Annotated in this window: 9 protein-coding genes; all 9 read left to right on the top strand. The window is 30.0% G+C overall.

Translation table 11 applies throughout. The annotated features are described in order from the left end of the window. The first annotated feature begins 22 nt into the window (after positions 1-22). A complete protein-coding gene (gene murA / locus ACY3IT_RS07920) occupies positions 23-1,324 on the top strand; it encodes a UDP-N-acetylglucosamine 1-carboxyvinyltransferase (protein WP_463083639.1) in 1,302 nt (433 codons plus the stop codon). After that, the gene (locus ACY3IT_RS07915; protein WP_463082408.1) at positions 1,287-2,726 is read left to right on the top strand and encodes a translocation/assembly module TamB domain-containing protein; all 1,440 of its coding nucleotides are present in this window, start codon (positions 1,287-1,289) and stop codon (positions 2,724-2,726) included. The genes murA and ACY3IT_RS07915 overlap by 38 nt, the downstream gene beginning before the upstream one ends. Before the next feature lie 206 nt (positions 2,727-2,932). Further along, positions 2,933-6,130, top strand: coding sequence for a translocation/assembly module TamB domain-containing protein (locus ACY3IT_RS07910; protein WP_463082407.1), 3,198 nt, complete (start codon positions 2,933-2,935; stop codon positions 6,128-6,130). A gap of 19 nt (positions 6,131-6,149) precedes the next feature. Then, positions 6,150-9,020 carry a BamA/TamA family outer membrane protein gene (locus ACY3IT_RS07905; RefSeq protein ID WP_463082406.1) on the top strand — a complete coding sequence of 957 codons (2,871 nt, stop codon included), beginning with the start codon at positions 6,150-6,152 and terminating at the stop codon, positions 9,018-9,020. 17 nt (positions 9,021-9,037) lie between these two features. Beyond that, complete coding sequence (locus tag ACY3IT_RS07900; protein WP_463082405.1) at positions 9,038-10,507, top strand: POTRA domain-containing protein; 1,470 nt, start codon at positions 9,038-9,040, stop codon at positions 10,505-10,507. Positions 10,508-10,519: 12 nt separating this feature from the next. Beyond that, positions 10,520-10,990 (top strand): OmpH/Skp family outer membrane protein, encoded by a 471-nt coding sequence (locus ACY3IT_RS07895; protein ID WP_463082404.1) that lies wholly within the window; start codon positions 10,520-10,522, stop codon positions 10,988-10,990. Positions 10,991-10,992: 2 nt separating this feature from the next. Beyond that, on the top strand, positions 10,993-11,421 hold the full coding sequence (locus tag ACY3IT_RS07890; RefSeq protein WP_463082403.1) for an OmpH/Skp family outer membrane protein: 429 nt from the start codon (positions 10,993-10,995) through the stop codon (positions 11,419-11,421). A gap of 13 nt (positions 11,422-11,434) precedes the next feature. Next, positions 11,435-12,427, top strand: a complete 993-nt coding sequence (gene lpxD / locus ACY3IT_RS07885; RefSeq protein WP_463082402.1) for a UDP-3-O-(3-hydroxymyristoyl)glucosamine N-acyltransferase — start codon at positions 11,435-11,437, stop codon at positions 12,425-12,427. Continuing rightward, positions 12,420-13,223, top strand: a complete 804-nt coding sequence (gene lpxC, locus ACY3IT_RS07880; protein ID WP_463082401.1) for a UDP-3-O-acyl-N-acetylglucosamine deacetylase — start codon at positions 12,420-12,422, stop codon at positions 13,221-13,223. Before lpxD ends, lpxC begins: the two co-directional genes overlap by 8 nt. Positions 13,224-13,225 lie beyond the last annotated feature (2 nt).

The following is a 13,225-nucleotide window of genomic DNA, read 5'->3' as shown; positions in this document are numbered from 1 at the left end:
TATTACTTTAAATAAAGTTGGAATGAGAGATAAGTTTATTATTGAAGGCAGACATAAGCTTAAAGGTGAAATAGATATATGGGGAAGTAAAAATGCTTCTCTGCCTATTATGGCTGCCTCTCTTTTAAACTCTGGAGATCTTATTTTGGATAATGTTCCACCTGTAAAAGATAACTTAACAATGGCTGAAATACTGAGATATTTAGGATTAAGCGTAGAGTTTTTAGAAGGAGATAAGGTACTTATTAAAGGAGAACCAAAGGGATATAGAGCTCCTTATGAATTAGTTTCTCGAATGAGAGCTTCTTTTGAATTGATGGGACCTCTACTTGCTTACTTTGGAGAAGCAGAGATTCCTTATCCAGGTGGATGTAGAATTGGTTTAAGACCGGTGGATCTTCATATAAAAGGCTTTGAAAGTTTAGGAGCAGAGATAACTGTAGATAAAGGTTTTGTTTGTGCAAGAGCAAAAAAGGGGTTGAAGGGAGCCAAAATTCATCTTGATAAACCAAGTGTAGGAGCTACAAGAAATATTATGATGGCTGCTGTTTTAGCTCAAGGAGAAACTATAATAGAGAATGCAGCTTGTGAACCTGAAGTTGTGGACCTTGGAAATTTTTTAAAAAGCATGGGAGCGGAAATTGAAGGCTTAGGCACTTCCACCATATATATAAAAGGTAAGAAAGAATTACAACCCATTGATTATTATAAAATTATTCCTGATAGGATAGCAGCAGGGACCTTTATAATAGCAGGAATAATGATAGGAAAAGATTTAGTAATAAAGAATATAGAACCTGAACATCTCCAAAGTTTATTTATTAAGCTTAAAGAGGCTGGTGTAAATTCTTTGCAAATAAGGGATAGAGAGGTAAGGGTTAAAGGTGAAAAGGTTTGGAAAGGGATAGAGGTAACTACTATGCCTTATCCTGGTTTTCCTACAGATCTTCAACCTCAAATGATGGTATTTTTAAGCCTTGCTCAGGGTACAAGTTTGATAGTTGAGACTGTTTTTGAAAATAGATTTTTACATGTAGGAGAATTGTTGAGATTAGGTGCTAAAATAAGTATAGATGGAAGAACAGCTTTGATACAGGGAGTTGAAAAATTGAAAGGAGCACCTGTGGAGGCTACAGATCTAAGAGCGGGTGCTGCCTTAGTGCTTGCAGGTTTAGTGGCAGAAGGAGTTACGGAGGTATTAGATGTGGATGAACATATAGATAGAGGATATGTGGCTTTAGAAGAAAAACTTTCTACATTAGGAGCAAATGTTAAGAGAGTGAGTTATGAAGAAGGTAAAAAAGTTTCTGATCTTAGTCTTTAGTATAGTTTTTATATTAATAGGAATTATATACATAACATCACCATTATGGGTAAAGTATGTTGTAGTTTATGTATTGAATAGAAGTTTTGGAGAATCTTTTAAGGTAGAAGATGTAAGGTATATTTTTCCGAATAAGATACAGATTGCAAAGTTAGAGCTTGGAAATTTTGCGTTATTTACCAATGTAAGCCTTTCAGTGGGAGATGCTATAAAGCTTTCTCCTATTACTTTAGAATTTATAAAACCCAAAATAATAATAATACATGATGAAAAAGGGGAATGGAAGTTTCCTGAAATTCCTGGTATTGGAAAATCTGGGACATCTTCTCAAAATATCAATATTGAAATTAAGGGAAAAATAAAAGATGGAATTTTTGTAATCAGGGATTTGAAGCTTAAGAAAGATATAGAGATAAATAAGGTAAATGGAGATTTATCTTATAAAAATCAAGTCATAAATTATGATGTAGCTACAATCTTGGCTGATGGACAAAACATAAAAGCCTATGGATATTATAATTTTTCCAAATTATCGGGAGATTTAACTTTTGAGTTTAAAAATACTAATGCTACAATATGGGCTCCTATATTTCTACCTGATATATTTAAGGTTGAAAAGGGAACTTTTTCTGGATGGTTTAATACAAAAGGGGACAAAGATAAATGGAGTTATAGTGGAGAGATGGATACAAAAGAGGTAAAAGGAAGCATATCTGGTGTTCCAGGAACAATAGAGAATGTATGTATGAAGGTAAAAATAAATAATGAAAATATATCAGTTGTACAAGGAGATGGGGTTTGGTTTGAAGCTTCTGTAAATTTCAGTGGGAAAGTAGCACCAGATCCTGATATCCAAGTATCTTTTAAGAACCTTAATGGAGAGAAAATAGATAAAGAGTTTCTTAATAGTTCCCTCAAACTTAAGGGAAAGGGAGAAGGAAATTTAATTATTAAAAATTCATGGGATAAACCCTGGATTTCAGGAGAGGTGTATATTAAAGATGGAACTATTTATGATATCAAATTTGATAATATAGCCTTAAATCTGGATGCTAAGATACCTGGGCTTTTAGTCTCTTTTACTGGTGATTTGGAAATTGGTAAGGCATCAGGAAATATGAATTATGATCTTGAAAAGAATTCTGGCAAGTTTTACTTAAGTGCTGAAAACATAAGATTAGAAAAGATATCCAAGCTATTTAACCTACCAGATATAGAAGGAAAAGGTTCTTTAGTTGTGAAAGGGAATAAAGAGGCTAGTAAAGGATGGAAGGTTTTTGTTGATGGAGTAATAGAGAATGGAAAAATGGGAGATTATTCTGCTGAAAAAATTATCTTTTCTTTGGAAAATGAGGAAAGAAGCTTAAATTTTGATTTATTGAGAAATTCAGTTTTTTTTTAAAAAAGCTAAGGTTAGAGTTTTTTAGTATATCCGCAGGGATATATGTTAAAAAAGGAGTATTAGGTATAAACAAAACTACTACGGAAGATTTTAATATTAATGGTAAATTACTTACTGATGATTTTGGATATGTTTGGGTAAGCGGTAAATATGATCCTAAAAATCTATTGGGATACATTTCTCTCCTTTCATCAAATATTGAAATATTGAAAATTAAATCCTCAATTCATCAATTATCCAACTTAGATATTGATGGAGATCTGTTGATAAGGATTAAGATCTCAGGTAATATTTTAAAGAATCCCTATTTTGATATATCTCTCTATGGAAAAGATCTTATTATCAAAAACTTTCCATTGAGAATAGTCAGCATAAATCTAAAGGGTCATGATTTAAAGAATCTAAGCCTGTCCTTAAGTGGAAAATATAATAATAGTTTATTTTTAGGAAAGGGAAAGTTAAATATTTTAAATATGAATGGGGAAGTGGAAGGAAGATTATCTTTTAGAGAGGAGTTTAGTTTTAATAGTTTATTTTATTTTAAAGGAGATTTTTCTTCTTGGAAGTTGAAATTTTATACAAAAATAGGAAGTCTAAAATATAAAGATTTTGAAATTAAGGTTTCTAATTTTGATTTGAATTTAGATAGTAGTGGAAGTGTTGATGGTTATTTTTTGAGTGTGGATAAAGATTGCTTTTTGAATGCAAAAATAGAAGGAGATTTTAACAATTGGAAGATTTCATTTTGGGGCGAAAATATTGATTTTTTGGGTGGTAAGGTTAAAAAATTGAAATTAACCATGGATAATAAGTTTTCAGGAGAATTTTATTCAGAACTTGATAATATAGGTAGTTTGGAAGGTAATTTTGTTTTTTCTTTAGAAAAAGGAAATATACTACTTGAAAATCTTTTAATTAATAAAAATAAACTTGGATATATACATGGGAGCTTTAGGGATAACAAATTTAATATAGATGGGCAAATTCTTGAGGGATCAATAAAAGGTTATTATGATATTTCGGGTGATGGGAACATAGATTTTAATGATATTAAGTTGCTGGATTTTGAGCTTTCAGGAAATGTATTAATAAAAGGAAATAAGGTACTCTTTAAAATTCCTAAATTAGATTTTTACGGCATGAATATAGAAGATATAAAAGCAACATTAGATCTTTCAAATTCTAAAGAGATAAAAGATATCAGCTTTATTGGACCATATTCTTTAGAAGGAGTTGGAAAGTTTTCTTTTGATAGTGTAAATCTAAAAGGAGAGATTTTTATATATAGAGAGAGAAATGAATTTGTTAAGCTTAGTGTAGAGATTGAAAAGGATAATATGAAATTAAATGGGGATATTCTTGGAGGAAAGTTAGCTGGTAATGTGAACTTGAAAGAAAAAGAGGTTAAAATTATCTGTGAGAATTTAGATCTTTCTTCTCTTAATGATTATTTAGGAAAAATTGATCAATTAGAAATAGATTTTGCTAATGAGGGGATTAATTTCTCTGGGGTTTCTAAGACTTTTAGCATTCGAAATATAAACTTAAATAATGTTGTATTTAAAGGAACTTACAAAGATCTTTTGAAGTTCCAGATTGTTTTTGATTATTCATTAGTTAATTTAAAAATTGATGGGGTATTTGATTTAAAAGGAAATAATGATTTTAATCTTTATATTAATTCTAAGATTTCTCTCTTAAATTCATCTTTTATTGGAAAAGTCAACAAGGATCTTGATTATATTAATCTCAAAATAGATAAGCATAACGTTTTTCAACTAAAAGATCTCATCGCTAATATTTCTTTAAAAGAAGGAGAAGTATTTTTAAGGGTTTATTTAGAAGAGGCTGGAAAAATTGAAGGGAACATAGATTTTTCTGGAAATGGATTTTGGGCTTTTGAAAATATTAATCTTAGTTTTTTGAAAAATATGAATATAGATTTTGTAAGTGGAATGTTATCTGGTAATATGGAGATGAAGAGTTTTCAAGTGAATAATGTAAAATTAAATACCAAGGATGTGGTTATCTCTGGATTTATGCCATTTGATATATCCATGAATATTTATAACATCCAGAATAGATATTTATTGAGAGGAACGATCTCAAGATTGTCAAAAGATAATGGTGAAATTAAAGGAGAATTTTCTTTGAATGACTTTACATTTAACATATCATTACCTGATATTTTCTTTATTAATTCATTATTACCGAAAGGAATTTTAAAAAGCGGAGATATAACTAAGGGAGAATTAAGGGTCAGTATAAAGGGTAATAAGGATCTTCAAAGTATTGAAGGTGATATTAAATGGAAAGATCCGATTGTGGTTAATTATATAGAAAAAAAATTTAAGTATGTAAGTTTTGATATGATTGCAAAAAATGGTGAGATTTTATTAAATAATTTAAATTTAGGTGGAGACAATAATAATCTTATTTTAAAAGGTAAAGTTTATCCAAATATAATGATAAAATCTGATTTTTCAGAAATTTGTTTTTGCATACCTGATATGGCAAAGGGCTATTTATCTGGGGATTTAATGTTTTATCAGAAAAAAGATAGATATATTCTTAGTGGAAATTGCATAGTTTTTAATACCCATGTTAAATATCCGCAGTTAAATACACAGATTCCTAATATTTCTCTTCCATTAGATTTTGATCTTAAAATATCCTTTAAAGATAATGTTATGTTTTATGAAAATGAGTTTTTATATCTGTCAATTAAGGGGGATCTTGCAGTAAAAGGTAATAGTGCAAAGCCAATTTTGGATGGAAAGTTATCCTTTAATAGTGGAAATATTAATGTTTTAGGTAATTCTTTTATTGTGAATAATGGATATATTAAGTTTCCTGGCTTAAGTTTTGAAGAGAATATTTGGGAAATTTCTGCTAGTACTATCATACAGGGATATATCATATATTTGAAAGGTTATAGTTTTATGGGAAATAATTCTTTTGTGTTTTCTTCAGATCCCCCTCTTACCTTTAGAGAAATTTTATTTCTTCTTGTGGGACAAAAAAATCTTCCTATAGCGCAATCAGAAACCTGGACTCTTTCGAGTATTATAGAAAGCATTCCTATAGGAGTAGAAGGAGTTATAAGCTCTGCTTTTGGAAATTTTATTTTAAATCCTATTGTTTCAGAGATATCTAATATCTTTAGTCTTGATAGTTTAAAAGTAGATTATGAAATACAAGGTTTATTACCGATTTGGAAAAGCTTAACTCTTGAAAAGAGAATTTGGGATAGATTATATTTCACATTAAATTATTCTTTAGGGGGAGATAGGATGTGGAGTAGTGAATTTAGCTATAAATTAAGTAATGATTTGAAATTTAAGCTTTATACCTCTCAGGGAAAACAATTCAATTTTAATATGGAATATTCTACAAAGTTTTAAAAAGGAAGGTGAATTAGCTTTGAAAAAGATAGTATTTTTATCCTTATTCTTCTTTTTAATATTTTCCTCTGTATTAGTATTCGCTCAGACAGAATATAAAGTAATAGATGTTATAGTAAAGGGCAATACAAAAATAAGCACTCAAGAGATATTAAAGATAGCAGGAATAGGAAAGAATATATATATCTCTGACGATAAACTGAATGCGATAAAAGAAAAATTGGAGGATTCTTCTTATTTCATTTCTGTTGTGTTGAATAAGATCTCCCAGAAGGATGGAATTATTCTTGAAATAAATGTGGTAGAATCACCCTTTCTTATATTTGTGAATGGAGTAAGATTTCAAGGCTTACAGAAACTAGCTTTAAAAGATATTCAAGATTCAGTTATTCTTCCTTATATAGGATGGACTACTGATCAGCTTATCTGGGAGCAGAGAAGAAAATTCATGTCTAAAGGTTATTTTTCTGATATTGATATTACACAAGAAAAAATAGATTCTGGTGTAATTTTGACATTTTATTTTAAAGAAAATCCAGTTTTAGATAGCATTCAAATAAACGGACTAAATAGAATATCTAAGGAGAGAGTGTTAGAATTATTAGGGTTAAAAGAAGGCATGCTTATATCGGAAGATGCAATTTTAGAGAAGAAAGAAATGTTAATGTATAGTGGTTTATTTTCTGAAGTAGATTTTAAAATTGAAAAAAAGGATAATAAGTTATCACTTAATATAAATCTAAAAGAGAATCCGTTATTATCTAAAATCTCGATTTCTGGTCTAAATAAATTAGAGATGAAAGATTTAATGCAAGTAATAGGATTTAAGGGAGATATAAAAGGAAATTCTATATTTTTAAATACAGAGGTTTATCTGTCTCAAGGGCTTTTAGACAATCTAAGATCTAGATTAGAGGATACAGGATATTTTAAAGAAATAGCTTTTAAAACAATTAATCTTGGAAACAATGCTGCTGGATTAGATATTAACTTAAAGGAAAATCCATGGATAGTTTTGATCGATGTAAAGGGTTTAAAAAATGTGTCCAAGGATAAGTTTTTTAATATAATTAAAAAAACTTCAAAGGATTTCTTATCTGAGAAATATATTGAAGAAAGAAAAAATCTCTTAATAAATTCTGGTTATTTTTCATATGTAGATATAAAATATGTGGTGTCACCTAATAATATGGCTTATGTGACTTTTATAGTAAGGGAAAATCCTATCTTAGAGAATATTAGTTATAAAGGACTTTCTAAAGTTGCAGAATCCGAGGTTGACAAGTATAGAATAATAGATAGGGGGGATTTTATTACGCAAGATAAGATTGATGAACAAGTTTCTAAATTTAAAGAATTAGGTTATTTTGAAGATGTAGATGTAGAATCCATAACCAATGAAGATAAGATATCTCTTACTTTTATTTTTAAGGAAAATCCTATAGTTAGAAAGATAAGTTTTGTAGGATTAACGGGAGTAGCAATTGATTACTTAAAGACTATATTGTTAACAAAAGAGGATAGCCCTTTTAATACTAATTTTATAAAAAAGGATATAATTAATATTCAAAATTTCCTCCAACAAAAAGGGTATGTTTTCACAGTTCTTCAATCCTTCTCTTTTACTGAAGATGGTGAATTGATATTTACCTTTAAGGAGTATAAAGTAGAAGACATTGGAGTAGAAATTGTTCCTGCTACAGAAACTTCGGTATTAGGATTTTTAGCTGTACTAAGAAGACCGACAGATAAGAATGTGATTAAGAGGGAAATTTCATTAAAGGTTGGAGAACCTGTTAATTGGGAAAAGATAAAAAGGGATCTTCAAAATATATATAATGTGGGAATATTTGAAGACGTATCTGTTAGGTTCGAACAGGGAAGTTCAGAGGAAATGGTAAAGGTTATTTATGTTGCAAAAGAAAAACTTTCCGGATCTTTTAATTTTGGTGGTGGGTATGCGACGGATGTAGGTATATATGGTTTTGTGGAGTATAAAGAAGGCAATTTATTTGGGAAAGCTAAAAGTTTAAGTTTACAATTATCATTAACAGGTTTAGGAAAGATCAATTATCAGTTAAGTTTCAGTGATCCTTGGTTTTTAGGAGGGAGAAATTCTTTTCAATTGGATATTTATGACAAAAAAACAACTATTACAGATTTAACAACATCTACCGTTGAAAAGACTGGGGGTGCTTTTTCATTCTCCTATCCTTTGGGTAGACTTTGGAGCCTTTCTTTTGGTTTTAAATATGAAGAGATTACTTATTTGGATAACTCTAATCCTAAGAGTAGTGTAGGGAGTTTTAAGATAGGATTAATAAGAGATTCTAGAGATTTTTATTTAAATCCTACACAAGGAAATAGACAATATGTAAACTTAGAATTTGCTGGTGGTGGAAGTGATGCTAACTTTATCAAATATGTAGGAGATTTTCAGTGGCATATACCTCTCACTAATAGAGAGTCCACCTTAACTATTATAGAGCAGAAAAATAGACAAGTTTTATCATTTAGATTAGGATTAGGATATGGGGAGGGTAATATACCAACTACTGAACTCTTTACCTTAGGTGGCTCAAGTTCTATCAGAGGATTTTATGATAATGAATTTAAAGGAGATACATTTGCTCTTTTTAATGTCCAATATAGAATTCCTCTTGGGAATGGAATTTATGGGGTTTTCTTTTTAGATACAGGAAGTACATGGTATTCAAAAGATATTTCCTCCTTATCTGATATTAAACTTTATACTGGCGTAGGACTTGGTTTAAGGTATGAAACTATAATTATTCCAATAAGATTTGATTTTGGATATAATTTTGGTAATGATCCAATGGATCCTAATACTAAGTGGAGAATTCATTTTAGTTTTGGAGACATATTTTAATGAATGGAGGGATCTCTTTGAAAAGGATAATAATATTTTCTTTATTTCTTTTAATTACTTTAAACCTTACCTTTGCTGATGAAAATTATTTTATTCAGGGAATATCTATAATAGGTTTGAAAAATGTTTCTTACGATACGGTTCAGAATATATTAAACATTAAAGTTTTAAATACTTATAATGGAAAGTATATAGAAGGTCAACTAAATAAGTTAAAGGAAAGTGGTTATTTTAAATCTGTCTCTTATGATCTTAAAAAATTAGATGGTGGTTATGAACTGATCATAAAGGTGGAAGAATTTCCTGTTGTTGCTGACATAATATTTCCAGATATAAAGCTTATAACAATTAATGCTATTCAGAAAGTTATTTATAGTGGCAAAGGCAAATTTTTTATTGAGGATAAAGTTAAAGAGGATTGCAAAAAGATTGAGGATCTTTATAGAAAGAAGGGTTTTGTTTTAGAAATTTCTCCTCAATATATTTTTAAAGATGGAATTCTTTCATTTATTTGGAAAGAGGCTCCTATTATAGGTAGTATTGAAATAATAAGCGGTAATCAATGGGAAAAGAAGGTTATTGAAGAGAATTTGAATCTTTCAATAGGAGATCCTCTTGATCTAAAGAAAATAGATGAACTTAATCAGAAACTTTTGAAAAAGAATATAAGGATAAAAATAATACCAGAATGGGCTTTTGAAGGAGCTTATACAATTTTATATCTTAATGTTGAATATCTATCACCAAGAATAGTTTCTTTGATTTATGAAAAAAATGAGAGAGTAAATTTACGTTTTAGCTACTATTTGAGTAATTATGGCAATTTAGAGTTAAACATTTCTAACAATATGCGAGGATCTTTTGACTACCTTATTTCTTGGCAACGGGAGTTTTTAAAAGTTTATTTTGGAGATAATTATTGGGGATTGAGTATTAATAAAACTCTTTCCAGTAGTAATAATATAGTAGGTGAAATTGGTTTTAAAAATAATCCGAATCTTGATGATAAAGTGTTGAGTTTTGATATAACTCAAGATGCAACTTTAGAAGAGAATGGTGTTTATAAATCTGGAAGCTATTTTAATTTTGGCATAGATTTTCATGGTGGAGGCTCTAATTATAATTATTCTTTAGCCTCATTATCAGGTAAGTATTTTATAAGATACGGAGAGGGTCTTAATGAACGTATATTAGGTTTAATGGGGGATATAAGATATCCTTTTGGAGATTCACCAGAGGATGGATCTTTGTATTTAAAGATTACTTATGCATTTCCCTTAAACAAATGGATATATTTAACTCTATCTGTGGGAGGTGATAGCTGTTTTAATCCAAGAGATTTAGTGTCTGCAAGTGATATTAGAATTAATCCATTTTTTGGTGTGGAGTTTTCAGTTACTCAAAAATCCTTATTCTCTGCCTTTGGATTAGAGAGTGATCTTGTATCTTTAAGAAATTTTTATATCAAATCAAAATTAGAATTTTAGGAGGTAAGGAAAATGAAAAAATATGGTCTGTTCATAGTATTTTTACTAATTGCAATCTCATTCATCTTTGTTGGTATTAAAATTGTTGGAGCACAGACTCAGACTTCTCTGAAAATAGCATATATTGATGAAGATAAACTTTTAAGAAGTTATCCTCCTTTTATGAATGCCTATAATAAATATCAACAAGAATATCAAAATAGGCTTAATAAGCTTAATGAAGCTCAGAAGGCTGGAAAATCTCAGGATGAAATAAAGAAACTATCGGCCCAATATGATGCGGAACTTCAACCTTATAAGCAAGCAGTGGAAAAAGTGTTAGATAGCTTAAAAAAGACTCTTGATAAAATATTCTCTGATCTTGCTAAAAAAGAGGGATACATAGCAGTACTTACAAAGAATGTACAAGGTCAGGAGATTGTAATTTGGGGCGGAGTAGATATTACAGATAAAGTTATAAATATTCTATCTTCTGGTAAATAGACATGAAAAAAAGGCTATTGAAGATAATTTTATCTGTATACATTATATTTGTTTCATCTTTCTCTATTATTTCTTCTCAACAGAGTATTAATATAGGATATATAGATTATTCAAAGGTATTTCTTGATTTCAGATATACTAAGAGTGTTCAAACTGTAATACAGAAAAGACAGTCTGAAATTGAGAAATTGGTAGTTGATGCCAAGAAAAGTGGAAAAACTGATAAGGAGATTAATGAATTAAGGGCTAAAGAAGAGAAAAAATTAGGAGAATATGTAGAGAAAGCAAGACAAGATATAAAAAATAAAATTTTAAAAGAAGTTGAAAATATAGCAAAGATCAAGAAGCTTTCTGTGGTTATCGAAAAGAAGATAAGAATATGGGGTGGGATTGATATTACTGATGAGGTTTTAAAAAATTTGAATAAATAAAGGGTGAATAAAGATGCATCTTAGTGAAATAGCAAAGATAATTAATGGAGAGTTAGTTGGGGAAGATGTATATATAGAAAAGATTTCTGAATGGGACAAAGCAGGAGATAATGATCTTATATTTGTATTTGATTTGGATGATATAAAAGTAGCTGAAAAAACAGGGGCAAAAGCAATGGTGATTCCATATGGTGGGTCTTCTTCTAAGCCACATATAAGGGTTGAGAATCCTAAACTTGCAATGGCAGAATTATTAAAGTATTTTGATTGGCGGGTATATCCTAAAGATATTCATCCTACAGTTATTATGGGCAAAGGGATTCAATTAGGAGAGGATGTGGGAATAGCACCATATACTGTTATAGGAGATAATGTAAAGATTGGCAAAGGATCAAAGATATTTTCAGGAGTAGTAATAGGAAATAATGTGGAAATAGGTGAGAATTGTATCATATATCCAAGAGTAACTATTTATGACCATTGCTATATTGGAGATAGAGTTATAATTCATTCAGGATGTAGTATTGGAATAGATGGTTTTGGATATGTATGGAATGGAGAAGAGCATTACAAAATCCCTCATATTGGTAAGGTGGTTATAGAGGATGAAGTAGAAATAGGAGGAAACACGGTTATTGAAAGAGCCACTTTGGGAGAAACACGCATAGGTAAAGGTACTAAAATAGGATCATTGATAATCATAGGACATAATGTAAGAATAGGAGAGAATTGCGTTATAGTAAGTCAGAGTGGTATAGCTGGAAGTAGTAAATTAGGAAATAATGTAATCATGGCAGGTCAAAGCGGTGTTTCTGATCATGTTAAAGTAGGCAATAACGTAACCATCCTTGCTAAGAGTGGTGTGATTAAAGACATACCTGATAACATGATAGTTTCTGGATTTCCCGCCAGACCTCATAGGGAAGAGATGAGAGTACAAGCTATTATGAGAAGACTTCCTGAGATTTGGGAAGAAATAAAGAAGTTGAGGGATAAACTTGGTTAGACAAAGAACAATAAAAGAATCTGTCAAGGTAGAAGGTAAAGGCCTACATACTGGTTGTTATACTAAAATGTATTTACATTCTGCCCCAGAAAATACAGGTGTTTTGTTTATTAAGAATAAAGTAAAAATTCCAGCCAATTATAAGTTTGTAGTAGAAACTTCACGTAGAGTTGTTTTAGAAAAAGATGGCGAAAAGATTTCTACTGTTGAACATTTTTTGTCTTCATTATATTACCTTGGAATTTCTAACTTATATGTGGAAGTTGATGGAGACGAAGTGCCAATTTTAGATGGCAGTGCTTTTTATTGGGTAGAAATTCTTGAGGATTTAGTAAAAGATCAGGATGATTTAATAGATGAATTGACGATTGAGAAACCATATTCTTTTAGGGTTAAAAATGCTGAAATTCTCTTTTTTCCCTCAAGCAGATTTCAAGTACTTTGTGCTATCTCTTTTCCTAATTCCTTTTTAAGATGGCAAACATTTTATTTAAAAGATCTTAAAGATTATAAAACTGAAATTGCTCCAGCAAGAACTTTCGGGTTTTATTATGAGGTAGAGGAGCTTGTTAAAAAAGGACTCATAAGTGGTGCTGATCTTAACAATGCACTTCTTGTGGGAGAAGGTAGATATGTTAATGAACCTCGCTTCAAAGATGAGCCAGTAAGGCATAAAATTCTTGATTTAATAGGTGATATATCCCTTTCAGGTAAAAGATTAAAATTAAAAATTATATCTATTGGATCAGGACACTCGCTACATATGAAAGCTATGTCATATCTACTTAGGGGGTGATG

The organism is Dictyoglomus sp. GBS (genome assembly GCF_055179815.1).
This window is presented reverse-complemented; position numbering and strand designations above follow the sequence as displayed.

Excerpts from the sequence above, each read along its gene's own strand:
- murA (WP_463083639.1), top strand. The coding sequence starts at position 23 with ATGAGAGATAAGTTTATTATTGAAGGCAGACATAAGCTTAAAGGTGAA.
- lpxD (WP_463082402.1), top strand. The coding sequence starts at position 11,435 with ATGCATCTTAGTGAAATAGCAAAGATAATTAATGGAGAGTTAGTTGGG.
- ACY3IT_RS07890 (WP_463082403.1), top strand. The coding sequence starts at position 10,993 with ATGAAAAAAAGGCTATTGAAGATAATTTTATCTGTATACATTATATTT.
- ACY3IT_RS07895 (WP_463082404.1), top strand. The coding sequence starts at position 10,520 with ATGAAAAAATATGGTCTGTTCATAGTATTTTTACTAATTGCAATCTCA.
- ACY3IT_RS07915 (WP_463082408.1), top strand. The coding sequence starts at position 1,287 with ATGAAGAAGGTAAAAAAGTTTCTGATCTTAGTCTTTAGTATAGTTTTT.